Source organism: Salinivibrio sp. SS2 (genome assembly GCF_001722075.1).
Classification (GTDB): Bacteria; Pseudomonadota; Gammaproteobacteria; order Enterobacterales; family Vibrionaceae; genus Salinivibrio; species Salinivibrio proteolyticus.
Map to the genome: position 1 here is coordinate 1 of NZ_MEBP01000074.1, position 21,103 is coordinate 21,103.

Genomic DNA, 21,103 nt, shown 5'->3' on the forward strand with positions numbered 1-21,103 from the left:
TAATCAGCTCTCAGCTGACACTACGTGATTACGATGCACAAGTTGGCGAAGCATTGGCCAACGTGAAAGCAATAAACAAAGTCATAAGACTTGGTATGCCTGTTAGTTACCGAGTTGATTGATGGGGGCAACCCCATTGGGATCAGTGCGTTAGGTGAATGATTTGATCAACAACGCCCGCTCAAAGCGTACCAGAAGGGACTGAGCTCGATGTCCAATATTCATTGGTCAATAACCGCAGCGAATTTGTCAAACCGCTGAGCTATCTCGCGCATTACCTTGGTTACGCATGGGTAGGTGGTAATCACAGTGATTACGTCGGTGAAGATATGAACGTTTGGCGTTCTGGCGACCAATGGTTGATCCGCGGTAACAATGATGGCGGGTGTGATGGCTACCGCTGTGGCGATAAAACCACCATCAAAGTGGATAACTTTGCTTATACCTTAAATGACAGTGATTTCTGGCATGGTGATGTGGTTGAGTCCGATAAACAGTTAGTTAAAACGATTTCTGCTGTCGCCCGCAACAACCTCGACGAGCCTCAACAAGTGGTGGTTGATCTCAAAGTCGATGAGGCCACCAATTGGTCGAAAACCAACACCTATGGATTTGCGCAAAAAGTACAAACAGAAAACGAATTTAAGTGGCCACTGGTCGGTGACACTAAGCTCACTATCTCATTTGAGGCGAATCAAAGCTTTGCTAACAGCAATGGTGGCTCGAGCAGTGAGCAGGTGACGTTACAAGCACGTCCATTTGTCCCGGCGAACTCCGAGATACCTATTCGCGTTGAGCTTTATCGGTCGAGCATTTCTTATCCGTACCGCTTTGGCGCCGATATTAGTTATGACGTGACTTTTGACGGTTTCTTGCGTTGGAGCGGTAACGCGTGGCATTCGCACCCTGAAAATCGTCCTACAGTACGCCACACCTTTACGATGGGACGTAGTAGTGAGCCGTCTGCGGATATCGCATACCAATGGCATCACCGCTACATTCCTGGCGAAGTGAAATGGTGGGACTGGAGCTGGGCAGTTGAAAAATTTGGCCTACAAAGCATGCAGTGGGCAACAGGGAAGAGCTTGCGTCCATTCTATTCCTATGTGTCGGGTGATTTTTATGCGGAATCCCAGTATGCAGGGACCATTGAGCTTGGCCAAGCGAAGCCAATTGGTAAAGCTGCTTCCGCTCGCGTCAAGCGTTCTATTTCGCCAATGACCATGACTGGCGAAGCAAACGGGGTGGAACTGATTTCTAACTTTGACCCTGATGAACTTGCTAGCCTCGGTTTCGACAATGCCGAATTAACCATCAAACCGGTTAAATAACCTCAAACCCGCATCCGAAGATGCGGGTTTTTTTATTCATTCAAGTAATCCCCATGAAGAAGAGGATGATCATGAAAAGCAAATGCAATGTCTGGGAAGGGCTTCGCTCCCAAAGTCGCCGTCGTTTTTTAACCCACTCATCGGCGGCCGTGTTAACCATGGCGGCAGCTACCGTGCTGCCCAAGTCTGTCAAAGCGGCACAGTGGATTGCACCAACTACGTCGGCAGGGCTCAGTGAGCTTGATGCGATCAGTTTTTACACGGATTCATCAGAGCATCGCGGTTTAGGGTTAGACCGAGTGGATTTCGATACGCCCACTGACGAAGCCAATTACCTCGCGCATGTTATGTTTCAGAATATGATGAAACATAACTTTCGGATCCATCACAGTGGGCTAAGTTCCGACATAGGCGGTGCGGTTGAGCCAAATGACGATGTGTTAGGCATGAGTGATAACCAACAGTCAGTGAGTGATGTTTATGCGCGCTATCAAACCTACTTTAATGACTACATGGCTGAATACATCAGTCAATATCTACAGTATGGCTACAAAGGGCAAGAGAATGTGGACGTCAATGATCGCCTTGCCTACAACAGTTGGGACATGATCAAAGCGCATGCCAATATCGACTTGGCAGAGAAAGGGGAAACCTTCAAACAAATCATTGATGAGCTTTACGCCATCGCGACAAACTATTGTCAAAATAATGCACTGGGACAGTACAAGCAAAATGCGTCTTATTGGTTAGATGAGCTGGTCACATACTACCAGCAAGATAGTACGCTTGAGTCGCTGCTTAACGATTGTGCGGTAAACGACAATGCCGATAACCGCTTCAATATTGCGGTTCAAAAAGTGAATGCGACGAGCGCGAAAATACGCACTTTAAATATTGCAGCAGGACGTCCCAAAACGGAGGACGCGCTGCGTGACATCGAACGCGTACTATTCGGCACTGTGATTAACGGCGTCGCGTTTAGTTTGCGCTGGGGGAGTGAGAGCGATCAGTATTCTGTGCTCGCCAATGAGGAGAACTTCTTGGCCGTCGCCGACATTCTGCAGAACAATGACTCGTCGACCCAAAGCCAGTTCTGGCGGCAATTCTTTAGCAATAATGGTGGTGAGCATAGCGTTTGGAATACGTTTAAAGGACTTGGGTTACGCGATGAGACCTTAGGGAATGATGCCACTCAGCAAGCGTTGACGAGACAATACCCTGAATTGGCAACGCCGGTCAGCGGTCAGCGAAGTATGACTGACGTTGTTCTATCCTCGTTGACCTTGTTGCTGGGTGTGGGACATTTCACTTGGGCATCCGCAACAGACAGAGAAGACTGGGATAGTCCCGTTGAACTTATCGGGCTGGGAGCCGCATTTATCGAAACCTCGTTGCAAATTAGCTACGAGATCCTTGCGACTAAAGTGACACACTTCTTATTCGGTAATGGGACACCGATAACCGATGAGCTCGCGAAAGTCATGTCTAAATTTAGTCAGTTTCTAGGTAAACTGACTGGTCGTGTTGCCAAGTTTATGAACGTTGAACGGCGAATTGCGGAGTCATTATTTCTCGGCAAAGTATCGAGTCTAGTGAGTAAATGCTTTGTGGGGCTCGCCTTTATTGCAGTGGGTATTGCCGGCTGGAATCTCGGCCAAGCGATTGCCAGCGGTGATACCGCGGATATTGTGTGGGCTTCAGTTAACTTCCTGATATCGGGTGCTGCATTTGGGCTCGCGGTCGCGGCGCTGATGGGGAGTGTGCTGGCAGGACCGCTAGGTATTGTGGTCGCCATCGTAGGGATAGTGATCGCGATTGCACAATGGATTTTCGATGCTTTACGTCAGCCGGAGCCCGAGCCTTCGCCGATACAGCGTTATACCAATGAAGTAGTGAAACCTGCAGATCTTATTCATGCCGACATTGGACAGTACATTTGTCGTACTAGAACGTACTGGGACGCTAGTACCCTCTTTAGGCCGTTTGATGTGAAGACAATGAATACCGATTGGAGAGAACTGCCATCTATCGAGGATCATGAAACCCGCACGCATTTGGCGGCGATGGTATCTTCTCAAGTCACGGGCCGTACCTATTACTTCGGCCGTGATTTCGATTACCCTGAGTTTGGTCGTACGGACCGGTTTTTCAGCGATGGGTTTAATGATAGTTTGAGCTACGAACAATGGAACCCAGATTGGCATATAAAGCGCTGCACAATAGCAAGTGAATGTGTTAACCGCTATTCCAATAGCCAGGCACTATTCTTGTGCGAAGATAGCAGTTACAGGAAGAATCTTTACTTCACACAAGGTATCGAAGATGCCCCACAAAGTAGTGATATCATTCAGCTTCGCTCGTCACGCCCGCAGGACATTGTTGATATTGTCGCGGTACACCAGCAACAGTCATGTATCTTTATTGTGGTATGCAAAGATAAGCATGTATATCAAATCAAAGATGGACAGGTATCACTCATCACCGAAGATTTTACCGATGGCTACCCGGACGACTACTTCCCATCGTTAACGCTCGTTTGTACTGGCGATATGGTGAGTATCTTCTATACCCTTGATCTAGATGGTGTTGCAGAAGAAGATCGTCGCCTATATCAGACAATTATCGAGCGTGATGAACAACACAACTTTACTCAGGTGCGTTTACTGCAAGATATGCCGCTACCTGAGGGAGCTTATAGTGGGGGGCTTCATATTGTCGGTCATTACACGCCACCAGTAGGGGACAATGATGGTAGACACGAATTTATTCTTGTGTCGCAAAGTCGTTATAAACGTTTTGGTGCCATCGAACCCGAGCAACAGACCCAAGGCGAGGGGAAAGCACTGCGCTTATTCGGTGGGGTCGAATTTTATGTGCCGAACTCGGGCTTCCAAGGATTCTACAAAAATACCTTTATCCCTCGATAATCACTTGTCTACCGCCGTCACGAATGTGGCGGCTTTTTCCATATTCCTTCTTTGTTTAGTTATAACTGACTTCTCGCTCTGGCTATGTGCTTTCTCGATGTCCACTCTTTGACTAGGGTTAATAGCACGAAAGAGCAAAAGACGGAGTGTGAGTATGAAAAACTGGCTACTGATTATAGTGTTCTATGCTGCTTCAGTGGGTCCTTTATGGGCTGCCGATGTCCTCTTGATTGAGAGCTATCACAAAGAATACGGCTGGGATGAAAGCTATATTCGTGGGCTTGAAAGTACGCTTGGCGATGATGTGACCCTACATACCTTTGAGATGGACACTAAACGCTTGCCGAAAGCTGATTACGACAGTCAAGCCGACAAAGCCTTCGCTATGTATCAACAGGTCGCGCCCGATGTGGTGGTACTGGGTGACGATAATGCGTTGGGTTACATGCTACCTCGATTACAAAATGAAGATATCGATATTGTATTTTTAGGTATCAATTCTAACCCACGTCGATTGATGGCCAAATATAGCGGTAAGGCGAGAGTAACCGGTGTGCTTGAGCGCCCGCTATTTGCGCGCAGTATGCGAGAGATTGGACAGATGTTGGGTAAAGATAAGCTCATTGTCAAAATCATGTTTGATGCAGGGACGACCGCGACCATTGCCACTGACCATATCAGTAAACAGTATCAGAGTTTGAAGAACAAACTGGGGATTGATGCCACGATTGAAAACCATGAGACGTTTGACGCGTGGAAAGCCTCGGTCAACAGTAGCGATGGCTACGACATTATTGTTGTGGGACTCTATCAAATTATCCGTGATAACGATGGCAATGTCGTCGATCCGGATAAGGTATTAGCTTGGACCAACCAACACAGTGCGATCCCTTTGTTTGGTTTCTGGGACTTTTCAGTGGGTAAAGGCCAAACCGCAGGTGGGGTGGTGTTATTTGGTGAATCGCAAGGCGTTCAGGCGGGAGAGTACGTCAATCGGATACTGGCTGGTGAAGAGGCGTCCTCTATTTCGGTGATTCATGGCAAACAAGGACGCGCCATTTACAGTGGGGCCGAGTTTACTCGCTGGGGACTTAATGCGCCAAATGGCTGGCGCAATATTGATTAATCGTGATGATTAAGCGACTTTATCAAGCGTGCAGGCGTGCCACCGTAGAGGCTGTCAGGTGGCACGTCGTGCTTCACCACCGCATTGGCGGCAATGACGCTGCGTGCGCCGATGGTGACGCCTTGACAGATCACCACATTACCGCCAATCCATACGTCGTCTTTGACCACAATCGGTTTACACCAGGTCTCCCAAGCGCGCCGGCTTCGATAATCAAGAGAGTGGGTTGCGGTGTAAAATTGGGTATTGGGGCCAATCAGCACATGGTTGCCAATCGTGATCGGGGCCCCATCCAGCATAGTGGCATTCATGTTGATAAAGGTGTTACTACCAATCTGTATGGTTTCGCCAAACTCACAATAAAACGGCGGTTGGATCACCGAACCCTCGCCGATAGTGTGTAATAACGTGTTGAGCAGTTGCTTTCTTGTTGCCGTCTCTACGCTTTGGTTGAATGCTTGCAAGGTTCGTGTGGCGTGGTCCCGTCGGATATCAATGGAGCCATCGCTGTCATCAAACACAAGTCCTTGGCACATCTTTTCCCATTCGGTCATGGTTTCTCCTTATTATTCGTGAATAGCGATAAAGGTTGGTTCTCGCCGCATTGTCTCAATTTGTGTGGGAGAGAAAACAGCAATTATCCCTTGCGTCTTTTTCCTCTTTCTATTCTTTTCCCATTTATATGGCAACCGAACAAAAAAACGCCACTCGGCAGTGGCGCTTGGTAACATTTTTTTAGTGCTTAGTGCTTAGTGCTTAACGAAAATAAACACGCACATCGGTTTGGCTTCGGCTTCCATCACCTACAAGTAGCAAGTGCAGACGCTGCTGGTCACGTAAATCAACTTCGATGTACTGGTTGCTGCCCGGTACGTTAGAGGCTGCTTGGTTTTGTGCTTGCGTGGGCCAGTAATCCTCGGCGGCGAATACGCTCAGATCCCCCGCGTCACCATCCGCCATGACCCACACTTGCGCCTTGGTGGCTCCCGCAGGTACATCGGCATACAGATAGCGACGTTGATAAACGCTAATACTGTTTGGGCTGGCGACGTTAAGTTGCGTTGGGCGCAAGTCATCAGTGCCTGCCGGTGTTTCAGGATCTGGCTCTGGGATTGGCTCGGGTTGCACTTGGCCCTCAGCATTCACTTTGACAGTGACATCGGTAAAGTCACCGCGACCTGTGACACTTAAGGTATACCGACCCGGTTTCACATCATTAAGGGTCACGGTTTCATTACTGGTTTGGTTCCACTCGGTAGCGTCAAAATCGTAATAGTGCGCTTGACGGTCTTTCGCCACGTACAGATCCGCGTTGCCCTGTCCTTCGATACTAAATGTCAGCGCACTGGCAGATTGGGCTAGGTCAATTTGATACAGGTGCTCACTGTATGCTTGCCCACTAATGGTAACGGTTTGACCGAGAGACAGTGTCGTCACCTCTGGCTCTGGCTTGGGCTCGGGATCAGGGTCTGGACGCGGTGGTTCACCGCCATCGGTGTCTTCTAAGGTGGTCAGCCACTGCGCAAACTCTTGGTCATAACGATGGCCATAGTCTTTGACTAAATTTGCCCACTGCTCGAATTTCCCGGTGCGACCCGCATCAAGCAAAGTTTCCACAGCCTCTGGGTGCTTTTCAAACAAGAAGCGTACCGCCAAATAGCCCCAACGATAGATGCGATTAACATCATTCTGATAGCTGGTGGCAAAAACGTCACTGAGCGAGTAGCCGCCTTCTTTGCCCAAGCGTATTGCTTCGGCATAGTCATCACCATGGGCCATATACTCCGCAAAGCCTTCTAGCCACCACACAGTATGGCCGTGGCGAAGCACGTCATTGAAGTCGCCGTACATGTTAAATCGGCCATCCAGATAGTGAACGTACTCGTGCTCAAGGTTCCAAATGGAAAGCGATTGGCCATTATCATTACGGTACGCAATAAAACGGGCTTGGTTGTCTGGGTCGGCAGGGTTTCCTTCTAAGTATTGACCACCATTATCCGTCGAGTTACCAAACAAAAATGAGGAATAGGTTTTGTAGTCGGACGGGTTATCAAACACCACAACTTCAACGCTGTCGTTCAGATCGTCGGCGACCGCTTGATAACCTGAGTTAACGGTTTGGTGGAAGGCAACTTCTTTGTTGTGCAGGCTTTCACATGCCTGTTGCGATTGCGCTTGCGTCATGCTTTGTGAACGAATGATCGCCGGACCGTCACATTGGTGACGATAAGGCATTACTTTGGCTTCCAGCGTGGCTTTGGCGTCAGACAGACCTAATTCGGCCATCTTATCGGGCGCATAAGCATCCACCATTTCTACCATGCCCACCCAAACAGCGTCATTTTTTCCGCCCAGCGGGAAACGGGGTAATAGATCACGATAATGGCTAATCACACGATCTCGCACGCTGGCTTGGGGCGCCATCAATAGTCGTCCCATTTCGCGGACAGTGTTTGATACCAATAACGCCCCGTGGTCGCTGTTGGAGAGCTGAGGATGATTGACGACGAACTGGTAAAGGCGGTCAATCAAGGAAAGATCAGCAGCGAGCACATCGTAAAAGGCTTGACGAGATTGGTGGCCCGCCATGGCGCGGAAAAGGTTATTGAGTGCATCTGCGTAACGGCGTTCGTCTAAGCGGTCTTGTTTCAGATTTTCAAGCAGTTGAATTTGTAGGTCTAGGGTTTGCGGCAAGCGCTTGATGCTGTCGGCCATCAGCGTTAAACCATGTAAAGCATCGGTTTGGGCGCTGCCCTTTGCCGTGGCGTAAGGCGAGCGTAAGAAACTATTGATGGCATCCGCAAGACGATCATCTAGCGAATCAGAATAGTCAGGACTCGCCTTGTCACCATAGAAGCGAACATAGTAGGCTGCACGTACATACTCAGCTAAGTTAGCAATTTGGCGGGCTTGGTCGTCCTCACCCTGATAATTGGCAATGGTCTGCGATAAACGCTGTGCCACTTTGCTTACAAAAGTTTCTTGGTAGAGGTTGCTGTATCGAATAGACGTGGTGTCATACCAGCTGGTAAAGCAACTGCGTTCAGCACTCATAATGGCTTGGAGTGGCGTGTTGCTGGCCGCTAAATCGGCAATGTCACATTGAACATCAGCCCATGCACTGGTGCTGCTGAATGCGGCGAGGGCCATCAGTGCTGATAAAGGTTTAGGTCGGGAAGGGAATAATGTATACATTTCAGGCTCCTAGATATAATTAGGCGGAGCCGTTATAACGATTTTACCGACATGCTTGGGTTATAAAGCCCAAAAGTTAGGGCTTGGTTCCGTTTTCTTTGTCTATTCTGCTATTCATGCATCAATATTGCCCAATCGATAAAGCGCTAAGCTTCTTTTTCGCGCAGATGCAACTTCGCGATCCGTTTAGTGACGGTATAAACACGTTTGAGAGACTCGGTCCACTCCATCTCAATACTAAACAGTTGTAAGCGGTTGGCATCATCCTCCACCAGACGCTCAGCTTGATGGGCGAGAACTTTATCAAGCAGGGCGTTCAGCTCGCGCTTCGCATGCAAGACGTGCTTAGCGCGCTTATCGTCGCCTCTCCGAATCGCATTGACACAATCCAGCAACGCATGGGTCACTTTTTCTTGCATCACATCAAGGGTTGCGCGCATTTTATTGCTGATCGTGATTTCAGCGTTGAGAGATTTTTCCATTATCGGGATTAGCGTATTGGCAATCAGGTCCGCAATACTCTCCAGTTGGTCGGTCATGCTAATTAACGCCATTTGTCGTTGGCTCTGCGCGTGACTGAGTGGTTCTTTACGCAGCCTGCCTAAATAAAACAAGATGTGTCCGTGCAGGGCATCGACCTGATTTTCGATTTCATCAATTTGTTTTAGTGCGGCGATCGCCGCGTCGCGTTGTGGCTGGCTTGCCAGTTTTGAGGTAAGTGGCGGCAAGGTATTCATCATATTACAGACCCGCCGTCCAATACGGCCGATCTCAAGTTGCGCCTGATCCATCGCGATATCCGGCGTCATCAATAACTCTTTCGCCAGATATTTGGGCGTGATAATGGGCTGGTCGCTGCTGAGTGGTTTTTTCGAGCGTGGTACAATCTTTTTCGCTAACCAAACAAAACCACTAGCGAATGGCAGCATGATCAGTGTGTTTAGTACGTTAAACAATGTATTGGCGTTGGCAATTTGCCGCGGCAGTTCAGCACCTAAACGGTCAACTCCTGTCAGCTGTGAGTGACTTGGAGAGAGCGCGACGCTCCAATCACTTAATAGCGAGATCAGTGGCAGCCAAATCATGACGCCGATGATATTAAAAAGAATATGAATGCTGGCGGTTTGTTTGGCTTCTCGGGATTTTCCGATAGAGGCGAGAAGTGCTGTCACACAGGTACCAATATTGGCGCCCATTGCAAGGGCAATACCGCTTTCCAGTGAAATAAAACCTTGTCCTGCAAGGACAATCACGATCCCAGTTGTTGCTGAGGACGACTGAACCAATGCGGTAAACAGCGCCGCAAGTAAGATCGCGAGCAGAGGGTTATCCATGGTTGCCATCGCGTCGATAAAGGGCTGATAATCGCGTAGCGGTGACATGGCATCGCTCATCACATTCATACCCAGAAAAATCAAACCTAGGCCGAACAGCATATTGCCGTAGTGTTTGGTTTGGTCGGCCTTGGCGATAAATTGAGTGAGAAAGCCCGCAGCGACCATCACGTATGCCGCTTTGGTGATCTTAAAGGCAACAATTTGCGCAGTAACCGTGGTACCAATATTGGCACCCATAATGACCCCAGTCGCTTGGGCAAGTGACATCAGGCCTGCTGAGATAAAACCAATTAACAATACCGTGGTAACGGAAGATGATTGAATCGTGGCGGTAATGCCGGCACCGGTGAGCACGCCAGCCACGCGATTGGTGGTCAGTTTGGCGAGTAAAGTTTTCAATCGGCTACCGGCGGCGCTTTTAAGGGCATTAGACATTTTGTCCATGCCATAGAGAAACAGTGCTAGTCCGCCGAGTAGTCCCATGATCATACTAGGATACTGAATGTTCTCAGCATTGCCTTGCATGGCCCAAACGAGTGGGGAACACAATAAGAACAGCAGCGCCACAAGCTTGGCGCGAAATGTGTTAGAAAAAATCGTCAGATGCATTCAATCTGCCCAATTATCTGATTATCACCAATAATCATTAACATAGATGTAAAGAAGCAGTAATGCGAATGTCACTTTCAGGGAGAGGGCAGAATCTTGGCGTGATCACAGTCGTGAGGAAATGGTGTGCGAAACTCTCATAAAAGAGCGGCCAGCCGTGGCTAGCCGCAAATCAACAAAACAGCGATATTAGCCTTGGCAGCTTCCTTGATATTGCCAAACCCATTGATTCGAGAACGGATCAATGCCCCAGTTATCTTGTGCCGCTTGGAACAGATGCCCTTGGTATTGAACGCTGACGCCGGAGTAGTAATAGTTGTAGGTTCCCCAGCTAGGGACGTTGCTACAGCGGTTTTGCTCGATACTACGGTCATCAAGGCGTGCGATTACGTTTGTGGAGTAGTCTACCTTGCTGGTGACAGTGACATACAGATCCATGCCCTGAATTTCACTAAAACCGCAGTATTCCTCGTTACCTGCGTTGGTGGACGCACAGTCATGATCTTCGGCGCTCGCTGGACGGCCAACCGCCGTATATAACTCAACGTCACCCTGACCACGATAAGTTTGTAGCCATACCGTACCGCGTGGCGCATTCTTAATCACAAACTGGTGAGCCGTACCTGCGTAGCCGTGAAGTTCCACTGGCTGATCGAAAGTGAGCGGTACCACTTCAGGCGTCGGCTGCGGCTCTGGATCTGGGGTAGGCGTTTCACCGGTTCCTTGGCAGCTTTGGGTTTGGATGCCAACTTCAGCAAAGGCTTGGCTGACAGCGCCGGCCGAATAGTTTAGCGCCTTCGCGGCTTCACATACGCCATCGGCACCTTGTTGGAAGCTCGAGTTAGGTTGCCAATACAATTGGTTGGCGGTGGCAAACGCGGTAAACGCTTTTTGGATATTCCACTCTGCGCTGGTGGCAAGATGGTAAAACGCTTTGTTGAAGATACCTGAGCTAAAGTGCACGTCGATGCCAGGATAATAACGGTCGACATGACCAATGGAGCGTCCATCTTGGCTTGGATTGATGAAATAGCGCATCGCATCGCTATATTTCATCACGTCTTCACCCATTTTCCAGTTGAAGTCGCCATAAACATACTGACCAAGTGCCGCGGCGGCGATATCAGAGAAAGATTCGTTCATGCCTCCCGACATGCCGCGATATTCGAGCCCTGAATTTTGTTCAGTAAAACCGTGGCTGACCTCATGGGCAATCACATCCCAAGTGGTTAACGGATACATGCTGCCGTTGCCGTCACCAAAGGTCATTTGTTGTCCGTCCCAGAATGCATTGCCGTAGCCTTGACCATAATGGACACGCATGGTGAGCTTTTGACGGATAGGGCGTACGCCGAGCCAATCTTGATACATTTCAAAGACTTTTTGTCCAAAGTACTGCGCATCATTCATGGGTGCATAGGCCCCGTTGACTTGGCGGTAGTTGTTCTGGGGACAACTAAATTGGTGAACACTTCCACCCCATTCCTGATTGTTCATGTTGACTGTGACAACGTTGGGGCTATCCATTTGGCAGTAGCGGTTGACTTCAAAGCCGCCCAGTTGAGTATTAGGGCCGAAGGTATAGCGCCCACTTTTTTGGTTACCGCCGGGGCCGCCAGCTTCTAAGTGTGCGATCCCTTCCCAGCTGTCTAATATATCTCCCGATTTCGCATCGACGATTTTCATCGGACGCGAAGGATGACCGTTATCGCTGGCAAGGTAGTCAACTTTATAGACGAGACGCGCTGTTTGTTGTTCGTCCAACCAGATCAATAATTCCGTGTTTGCATCCGCTTGGTGAAAATGACGATTGCCTTGGCTCGTTTGACCTTGAGCAATCGCAATAGCCTGCTGCTGGTTAATCATGGGGAGAGTGCCACCAATATCTTGTTCGATATCAGTGACAACGTCACCTTTAACGCTTGGCGCAAAGCCTCGTGCGGCGGTGTTTTCAACCACAGAATAGCCGTAAACCGGAATGCCATGGTGCAGTTGCTGCTTACGAACTAGTGATTGATTGCCCACTTGCAGACGCGATTTCTCACGAAAACTGAGTACAGGCGCTGCCGCCGCGGAGCGTGCCGTATTGGCGTCTAGTGCTTGGCTAAGATCCAAATCAGAGGCATCAACGATGGTGGCGGCGTGGGCGGAAAACGCAAAGGGGAGCAAGAGTGCGAGCGGTGTTTTACGCATAAAATCCTCGAGTTAGTGAGACAAATCGCCCGTTACTATCCACATTACTGAATAACTAAAAATGTGATCGCTATCAAATTGAGGATCTGGTTCAAAAAATGTCTAGAAAAGTGGTATCCCTATTCCATGTTCAACAGATATGGTAAGAAAAAACAGACAGCACGCGATTCAACCAGTTGTTTATCAACTGGTGTGCTACGCTAAACAGGCATCGAAAGCGCGGGTTTGAGGTAGTGAACGTTGTTGTTTAAGGGTCGAGTTAGTATCGGGCTTATCGTATGGCTGGTCTCGTTCAGTACGCTTGCTGTTGAGCAACCTTGGCAGCAACCGAGTTATATTCAAGATGCGTTTTATCGCATTGCGCTGAAAAGTGAATATGTAGAAGGTGAACATGGTGTTCGTAAGTGGAGAGAATCCGTGCGCTATACCGTGTCGCATGTCGTCAGCGACAGCGAACTTCACAATAAACTCGTCCGCTACCACCTTGACCATTTGCAAAGCTTGACGGGGATAAACTTTATCCCGGCTTCGCACCCTAAAGCCGCTAATCTGACCATTGTATTTACCAACCACCAACGCTTTTTAGACGATGCGCGGCAATACTTTAAAACCAACGATGTCACCCCATTACGCAAAGCGGTCTGTGCGGCTAATTTTGCCGTTGATAAAAATGGTTGGATACGGCGTGCAGCGGTCGTGATCCCAGTTGATTTGGCGCGATCTAAAGGTAAGTTAGTCGCCTGTGTGGTTGAAGAGCTAACCCAGATCATGGGGCTGCCCAATGACGACGATAACGTGTTTCCTTCCATTTTTAATGATCGCACGCCGGAACAACTATTAACGGGTTTAGACGGCTTGTTACTGCGACTTTTGTACTTGCCAGACATACAAGCCGGACAAAATTGGCGTCAGGTGGAGCCAATCATTGCGCCGGTGATTGAGTCGTGGGCGCGCGATGGGACGATTGAGCATGCCCATCGCGCCGTGAGAACCGGTGAGTTGTATCAGTTATTAGGGTGGTGATGTGGAATGGCTCCGCGTTCATTCTACTCGTCTATGCGGCGTGTTGATCGGAAAGCACGCGCGCTGCGAACTCCCGCCATAATCGACGATAATACATGGCTGCAGCGGTTCCCTTGCCGATATCGGTGACAGGCGCACAGGTCACGCCCATTTTTTCTACATCGCTACTAAAGGGCACATGAGAATCCAACATAGCAGGGTATTGTTTCTGCATCCGATGCATGGTGTCGACGTGTAAGCGCTTTGTTTTCTGCACCATCGAGAAAAAGGGGTGAATACGCGCCACATCAAAATCATGGGCGATAAAATACTGATAAAGCTGTTCAAGCGTGCGTTCAGAAAGCGTCGTCGGGATCACGGGGGTCAGCAGTTCATCACAATGGCGGAATACGGCATCAGACAGTGCGGAAAGAGAGGGCGGACAATCGAGTATCACGATATCGTAGTCATCCTTGACGGCTTTAAATCGACGTTTGAAGAGACTTTTTGACCCGCCTTTCTGTGAAGCTAGAAAAATATCGAAGTCTTTAAAATCATGGTGCGCCGGTACCACATCAAGGTTGGGGTAGTGACTGGGTTGAATGGACTTTTTAAACTTTTTATCTCGGGTAAAGAAGCTGTCTTGTCCTAAATGCTTGGATGGTTTGAGCTTAAAGTAAAACGATGACGCGCCTTGCGGGTCAAGATCGCAAAGCAAGACGCGATAGCCGCTTTCTGCCATCAAATGTGCAATATTCACCGACGTCGCCGTTTTTCCCACACCACCTTTGTTACTGTAAACCGCAATAATTTTCATCGTTTTCTTCCCATCCCCATGCGTGAGTCGCCATCGTTTTTAATATCATCCATTTGTTTTGATACGGTATGAAATCGATGAAACCCTATCTACCTCTGTAGCCGTTTTATTTAACAATTTGTGACAAAACAAAAAGAGAAGGGCGTGCCAGCTTATCTTGTTGCAAGTGAGGCTGAGAGGCGTGTGAAGCTGGTATAAAGCAATCACGCCACATCATTGCTTTGTCCAATCACACAAATTGTTCAAAGTGATTTAGACATTTCGCTAACTTAGACAACACTTAAAGAACGGGACAACCATAGCCACGCTACGCGGCATACACATTTTGATATGACGTGGTTAGCAGGTATATGGCGTGAGTTAAGTATTGAAGAGGGGGCGACATGGAGTCGATCAAAGTCAAAGATTATATGAACAAGCGGCCGGTGACATTCTCGCCAGATATGCCACTATCCAGTGCGCTGGAAAAATTACTGCGAAGCCAACAAACTGGTGGACCCGTGATTGATGCTAACAAGCGTTTAGTGGGGTTTATTTCCGAGCAAGATATGCTGCAGCAATTGCTAAGAGACAGCTATCACTGTCAAGACTCCCACTCTGTGTCTGATTGTATGACGCCGAATGCACTCGCGGTGCAATCAGAAGACAGTATCATTAAGCTGGCCGAAATGATGATGCCCACCAAGCCTAAGCTGTATCCAGTGGTTGATGACGGTAAATTGGTAGGGATTATCACTCGGCGAGACGTTCTCCGTGCGATCAGTACTCAAATGGGAGAGTGCCTCACGCATCCTGTCTAAATGAAAGACTCAAGCGTCTTGCGCTGTTTCTTTGAGGGGAGAAGTGGCCAAGGCGTTTTTCTTTGCGCGCTTTCGAGTACGAGGAAACGATGTAACTTATCAATATCACTCACACGTGCGCTATCCCAAACTGTGCTGATCCCAAACCAGCACTGTGGTGGAGATTGGGTATGATATTTATCATCATACCCTGACACACTGCCCATTAATGCCTGCACAACTTCATTCACTGTCACGCCAGTTCTGGCGCTATACGTTACCTACCGTGGCCGCTATGTTGGTTAATGGTCTTTATCAAGTCATTGATGGCATCTTTATCGGTCATGTCATGGGGGCTGATGGCTTGGCAGGCATTAACCTGATTTGGCCATTGATCGCAGGCATGTTAGGGATTGGTCTGATGATTGGTGTTGGCGCTGGGGCGAAAATAAGTGCTGCGCGAGGAAAAGGGCATGATCCCTCCGGGCATCACACGCTCGCGGTCGCGATCGGATTAGTGCTACTTCTCAGTGTTTTTCTTAGCTTCGCACTGGTCGCGTGGGGCGAATATCTACTAGCACTTCAAGGCGCAGAGCAGGTGCCGCTGGCTTTTGCGGTGCAATACTTAGATGTACTGGTTTGGGCCAATGTGTTTACCCTCGGTTCGATGGCGGTGCCCATTTTACTGCGTAACGACGATCAACCCGGCTTGGCGACGCGATTGATGATGTTAGGCGCGCTGCTCAATATTGGTTTTGATCTGGTGTTTATCGTCTGGCTTGAGTGGACATTAACCGGCGCTGCCATTGCCACAGCGTTAGCTCAAGCGGCGGTAACGCTGGTAGGCGTCAGCTACTTTTTTTCTCGGCGCAGTCGGTTGCAAGTTATTTGGCCGTCATGGTCACAGGCTTGGTCAATCACACGGCATATCTGTGCAATCGGTGCGGCGAGTTGGATTATGTACGGTTATAGTGCTGTGATGGTGGCGGTGCACAATCACCTTTTAATGCTGCACGGCGGAAAACTGGCGGTAGGGGCGTATGCCGTGATCGGCTATGTGGTCATTGTGTACTATTTGCTCGCCGAAGGGGTAGCCAATGGGATGCAACCTTTAGTGAGCTTTTATGCGGGTGCCAGTCAGCCACACTGGATAAAGCGGTGCTTATTGATGGCGTTGTGTTGTGTCTTAGTGACGGGCGTTGCCTTTGTGGCAGTGATCAATGGCTTACCCAACACCTTGGCACGCGTATTTGTTGGTAGTGGCAATCCGGCCTTACTGGATAGCACAGTCAATGGGTTACGGTTGCACCTGATCCTTCTGTTTCTCGATGGCTTTATTGTCGTTGCCGCCGCGTACTTTCAAGCCATTCATCACGGGCGAACCGCGCTAATGATCAGTATCGGTAATATCGTACTGCAACTCCCGTTTTTATTTCTCTTTGCGTCATATTGGCAATTGGATGGGGTTTGGCTGGCCTATCCGGCCTCTAATTTGGCATTGGCAATACCTGTGGGGGCATGGTTAGCGATCGATCTGCGACGCCGCCTCCGTCATTTGTCGCCAACAGATGCGAATGTAGGCGATTTTTGCTGAAAATGTCGACAACATTACTCACTGTCTTTGAGGTAAATAACCTCGCTAATTCAATGATTAGCAGCGATATTGACGCATAAAGTTCGATACTTGGTGCCAAAATCACAGATTTCTGCTATTGTGCCGCGAATCAGACACACCGAGGCGTCAGGCAACTGTTGGCGATACTCGCAGTGTCAAACAACTAAAAACGATAAGCAGGATGCTGAGATGTCGTTGGGATGTGGAAGCCAGCATTGACTTCAACGTGAATAACATGAGGTAAAAGACAAAGGTCAAATTGGATTATCAGGGAGGATGTGATGAGAGAAACAAAGAGGTTATATGTATCAACTCAATTCTATTGGTGCACTAGAGTCATTTTTGATCGCCATTGGTGTGCTTTTTCTAGGCCATTTTGTTAATTCAAAAATTCCTGCATTACGTAAATTTAACATCCCCGAACCTATTGTCGGCGGATTAATTATTGCCTGTGTTATTGCAGTGCTGCATTCAAACGGTATAGATTTTAAATTTGACTTGCCGTTAAAAAGCACCTTTATGCTAATGTTTTTTGCCACTGTGGGTTTAGCGGCTAATTATAAACAATTGGTGAAAGGTGGGTTAAAAGTATTTTGGTTCCTCGCTATCGCTTCTTTCTACATTATTATTCAGAATGCGATTGGGGTGAGCTTTGCATCGATGCTTGGCTTGGATCCACTGATGGGCCTTGTGGCTGGCTCCATTACCTTGTCTGGTGGGCATGGCACAGGCGCGGCATGGGCACAGATATTGACCGATGAATACGGTATCCAGAGCACGCTCGAGATTGCAATGGCCTCCGCCACACTCGGTTTGGTCATTGGTGGCATTATCGGCAGCCCGGTTGCTCAACGCTTGATTAATAAGCACCAATTAGAATCAGAATATGGTCGTGGCACGACGACACATCAGAAATATCCTGAGTTGGTGACCTATAACGAAAATGAAGAAGACAAAGTAACCGCAAAGAAAGTGATCGAAGTCTTATTCATCTTATTGCTTTGTATTACGGGCGCGCGTTATTTATCGGAATGGGTTAATAGCTTTAATATTCAGTGGTTAATGATCCCAGACTTTGTATATGCCTTGTTTTTGGGTGTGATTGTTACCAATACCCTTGAGATCTTTAAATTTAGAAAGCTGGAATCAGAAACGGTTGATATGGTTGGGACAGTGTCATTGTCACTATTCCTTGCCATGGCGCTGATGACATTGAAGCTTTGGAATATTCTCGATCTGGCTGTCCCTTTCTTGATTATTCTTACCATTCAGTCGATCGTAATCGGTATCTTTAGCTATTACGTCACATTTAAGTTGATGGGAAGTAACTACACAGGGGCAGTTATTGCCGGTGGTCATTGTGGCTTTGGACTAGGTGCCACGCCGACAGCCGTGATGAATATGGGATCGATTGTTAATCGTTTTGGCCCGGCACCTCAAGCCTTTATGGTGGTGCCCATTGTCGGTGCTTTCTTCATCGATATCGTGAACCTTATCATTCTGCAGGGCTACATTTTTATTATTCAGTAAACCGAACGCGCTCAGTGCTAATCACTGAGCGCACTTTTCGCTTTCTTTCCCCGCATCACAGCGCTTTCCCTTTATCCAAGTACTTTCCCCGACCCACAACGTAAGACAAATGCGATGAATTTCGATCATCGCTTGACTCTGGAGTGGGCTCCAACCCTTATAGTAGGTATAAACGTTCGATATACCGCCAATAAGGAGCCGACTATGTGTAAACACTGTGGATCGCACCATTGTCATCAACCCCATCATCAAAACCCGACTACCTCTGCGCTTGAAACCACACAATGTACGCAAGACAGCGGCTGCTGTAGCAGTCATGCGGAGGGCGAGGGTAACGCCGGCGATGACGACCCGGATGGGCATTGCCACGCGCATGCTCAGCGACAACGTGCAGACACCTCTTCTGAGCGCGCATCAATCGATTCAGTGAATGCGCACGAGTGGGGCGTGACCGGTATGGATTGTCCGAGCTGTGCCGCGAAACTCGAAAAAGCCATTCTGGCAACGTCAGGCGTAGCGCAAGCACAGGTGATGTTTGCAACGGAGAAACTGCGTGTTACTTATACGGCCGATGCACAGGCTTCTACCGAGCGTGCTGTTGAACAAGCCGCCCAAAAAGCGGGCTTTCCTCTCGTCGCTCTCAACCAAACACAACCTGAGGTAACCGGATGGAAAAAGTGGCGGCAAGATGCGCTGTTATTCGGGCTAATTGCGGTCATGGCGGTGGCGTGGGGACTCCACTATTGGTCTGAGCCTTTATCGGGAGCGCTGTTTACTTTGGCGACCTTAGTTGGACTGGCGCCAATCGTGGGCAAAGCGATACGACTGGTCAAAAGCGGATCACCTTTTTCTATTGAAACACTGATGAGCATCGCCGCACTCGGGGCCTTGTACTTGGGTGAGACCACCGAGGCCGCGATGGTGCTGGTACTGTTCCTGATTGGTGAAAGACTGGAAGGTTATGCTGCCTCACGGGCACGAGATGGTATTCAGTCACTGATGGCCTTGGTTCCTGAGATAGTGACTCGCGTTCATGCATCTGGTGAGCGTGAAACCGTGGCGGCGAGCGCACTGCAACCAGGGGATGTGATTGAAATTAGCGCTGGCGAGCGTTTGCCTGCAGACGGCCAGTTGATGGGGACAATGGCAAGCTTTGATCAAAGCGCCCTGACGGGAGAGCCTATCCCGGTTGATATTGAGGTCGGTGATGCTGTGATGGCAGGCAGCCTTGCGACCGATAAAACGGTCCAGCTTACCGTCACATCCGCACAAGGCGAAAATGCGATTGACCGGATCTTACGTTTAATCGAACAGGCTGAGTCGAAAAAAGCACCGATTGAGCGGTTTATCGATAAATTTAGCCGTTGGTATACGCCGACCATGATTGCGCTTGCCGCATTAGTCGTTGTGGTCCCGCCGTTGTTTTTTGCCGCCAGTTGGCAAGAGTGGTTGTATCGCGGCCTTGCTCTGCTATTGATTGCGTGTCCATGTGCATTGGTGATTTCAACGCCGGCAGCGATCACATCAGGTCTGGCGACGGCAGCGCGTCGAGGCGCGCTGATTAAAGGCGGTGCAGCGTTAGAAATGCTCGCCAGTGTCAATGCGGTGACTTTTGATAAAACGGGGACGCTCACTGAGGGTAAACCGACTGTGACTGATGTGCTGACATGGCAAGGTGATGAGAAGGATTTACTTAAGTATGCCACGGCAATCGAGCGAGGCAGTCATCATCCACTGGCCAAATCCTTGGTGCTTTATACCGCCGAGCGAGGCATTGAAGTGCCAGAAGCACGTAATATCCAAGCGCAAGCGGGACAGGGTGTGAAAGGGGATGTCGATGGGTGCCGGATTCGCTTAATTGCACTCGATCGACTGACGGATGATATGTTGACACCGAATCAGCGACACCAAGCCGGAGAGATTGCACAGCGAGGTGTCACGGTGGCGGTCGTCATGGTTGAGGGCGCACCGTACGGACTGATTGGCTGGCGTGATACCTTGCGGGACGATGCCAAGCAAGCCGTCAACCAATTACGTGATTTGGGCATTCATCCGGTGATGCTAACCGGTGATAATCCGGCTGCAGCAGCAGAGATTGCAGGAGAGCTGGGTATCGACTTTCGCGCGGGCTTATTGCCGGAAGATAAAGTTCATGCTGTTGAAGCCTTAGCGAAACACTATCGTGTTGCTATGGTGGGAGACGGTATTAATGACGCACCGGCGATGAAAGCGGCGCAATTAGGCGTAGCGATGGGCAGTGGTACGGATGTTGCGCTTGAAACGGCCGATGCGGCGTTAAGTCATAACCGTTTGACTGAATTGCCCGGAATTTTACAGCTGGCGCGCGCAACGCAAGCGAACGTCCGTCAAAATATTACCATTGCGCTAGGGCTAAAAGGTATCTTTCTGGTCACGAGTGTCTTGGGGATCACCGGTCTCTGGGTGGCGGTGTTAGCGGACAGTGGCGCGACGGCGCTGGTCACGTTGAATGCATTACGGCTGTTGAGAGATAAGCGCCAATAAAGCTGACAGCGCTTGTCTGTATACACCGTCATAAAGTGATAGCGGTCTCTAAATTCTGAAATCTGTAAGGATTGACAGTGTAATAGGTCGATAAAAGTCACATAAATACCCGAAGAATT

12 protein-coding genes and 2 pseudogenes are annotated in these 21,103 nt (G+C 49.1%); 9 read left to right on the top strand and 5 right to left on the bottom strand.

Annotated elements, in window-relative coordinates:
- The 4 genes and pseudogenes from BGK46_RS17430 to BGK46_RS08010 all read left to right on the top strand — a co-directional run.
- Positions 1–122, top strand: a pseudogene (locus BGK46_RS17430) (IS5/IS1182 family transposase); the annotation flags it as partial.
- A gap of 57 nt (positions 123–179) precedes the next feature.
- Positions 180–1,331 (top strand): annotated as a pseudogene (locus BGK46_RS08000) (aerolysin family beta-barrel pore-forming toxin); the annotation flags it as partial.
- 71 nt (positions 1,332–1,402) lie between these two features.
- Complete coding sequence (locus BGK46_RS08005; RefSeq protein WP_069588368.1) at positions 1,403–4,258, top strand: twin-arginine translocation signal domain-containing protein; 2,856 nt, start codon at positions 1,403–1,405, stop codon at positions 4,256–4,258.
- Between the two features lie 154 nt (positions 4,259–4,412).
- On the top strand, positions 4,413–5,384 hold the full coding sequence (locus BGK46_RS08010) for an ABC transporter substrate-binding protein (RefSeq protein ID WP_069588304.1): 972 nt from the start codon (positions 4,413–4,415) through the stop codon (positions 5,382–5,384).
- On the opposite strand, the gene BGK46_RS08015 is transcribed toward BGK46_RS08010, so the two are convergent.
- The 4 genes from BGK46_RS08015 to BGK46_RS08030 all read right to left on the bottom strand — a co-directional run bounded on the left by BGK46_RS08015 (position 5,381) and on the right by BGK46_RS08030 (position 12,718).
- A complete protein-coding gene (locus BGK46_RS08015; RefSeq protein WP_069588305.1) occupies positions 5,381–5,938 on the bottom strand; it encodes a sugar O-acetyltransferase in 558 nt (185 codons plus the stop codon). The two genes, BGK46_RS08010 and BGK46_RS08015, sit on opposite strands and share 4 nt — an antisense overlap.
- A 202-nt stretch (positions 5,939–6,140) precedes the next feature.
- Positions 6,141–8,579, bottom strand: a complete 2,439-nt coding sequence (locus BGK46_RS08020; RefSeq protein WP_069588307.1) for a M9 family metallopeptidase — start codon at positions 8,577–8,579, stop codon at positions 6,141–6,143.
- 146 nt (positions 8,580–8,725) lie between these two features.
- Positions 8,726–10,525, bottom strand: a complete 1,800-nt coding sequence (locus BGK46_RS08025) for a Na/Pi cotransporter family protein (RefSeq protein WP_254659672.1) — start codon at positions 10,523–10,525, stop codon at positions 8,726–8,728.
- A gap of 189 nt (positions 10,526–10,714) precedes the next feature.
- Positions 10,715–12,718: a M4 family metallopeptidase gene (locus BGK46_RS08030; RefSeq protein WP_069588309.1), complete on the bottom strand. Its 2,004-nt coding sequence runs from the start codon at positions 12,716–12,718 to the stop codon at positions 10,715–10,717.
- 243 nt (positions 12,719–12,961) lie between these two features.
- Here BGK46_RS08030 and BGK46_RS08035 point away from each other — a divergent pair, with 243 nt between their 5' ends.
- Complete coding sequence (locus BGK46_RS08035) at positions 12,962–13,741, top strand: DUF2927 domain-containing protein (RefSeq protein WP_069588311.1); 780 nt, start codon at positions 12,962–12,964, stop codon at positions 13,739–13,741.
- A 31-nt stretch (positions 13,742–13,772) separates the two neighbouring features.
- Here the strand turns inward: BGK46_RS08035 and BGK46_RS08040 are convergent, their stop codons facing one another.
- Positions 13,773–14,537 carry a ParA family protein gene (locus BGK46_RS08040; protein WP_069588313.1) on the bottom strand — a complete coding sequence of 255 codons (765 nt, stop codon included), beginning with the start codon at positions 14,535–14,537 and terminating at the stop codon, positions 13,773–13,775.
- Positions 14,538–14,920: 383 nt separating this feature from the next.
- Here BGK46_RS08040 and BGK46_RS08045 point away from each other — a divergent pair, with 383 nt between their 5' ends.
- From BGK46_RS08045 to BGK46_RS08065, 4 genes are all read left to right on the top strand, one after another.
- A complete protein-coding gene (locus BGK46_RS08045; RefSeq protein ID WP_069588315.1) occupies positions 14,921–15,337 on the top strand; it encodes a CBS domain-containing protein in 417 nt (138 codons plus the stop codon).
- A 157-nt stretch (positions 15,338–15,494) separates the two neighbouring features.
- Positions 15,495–16,910 (top strand): MATE family efflux transporter, encoded by a 1,416-nt coding sequence (locus BGK46_RS08055; protein WP_254659673.1) that lies wholly within the window; start codon positions 15,495–15,497, stop codon positions 16,908–16,910.
- 324 nt (positions 16,911–17,234) lie between these two features.
- Complete coding sequence (gltS, locus tag BGK46_RS08060) at positions 17,235–18,461, top strand: sodium/glutamate symporter (RefSeq protein WP_069588321.1); 1,227 nt, start codon at positions 17,235–17,237, stop codon at positions 18,459–18,461.
- Between the two features lie 204 nt (positions 18,462–18,665).
- Positions 18,666–20,984 (top strand): zinc/cadmium/mercury/lead-transporting ATPase, encoded by a 2,319-nt coding sequence (locus tag BGK46_RS08065; protein WP_084781353.1) that lies wholly within the window; start codon positions 18,666–18,668, stop codon positions 20,982–20,984.
- Positions 20,985–21,103 lie beyond the last annotated feature (119 nt).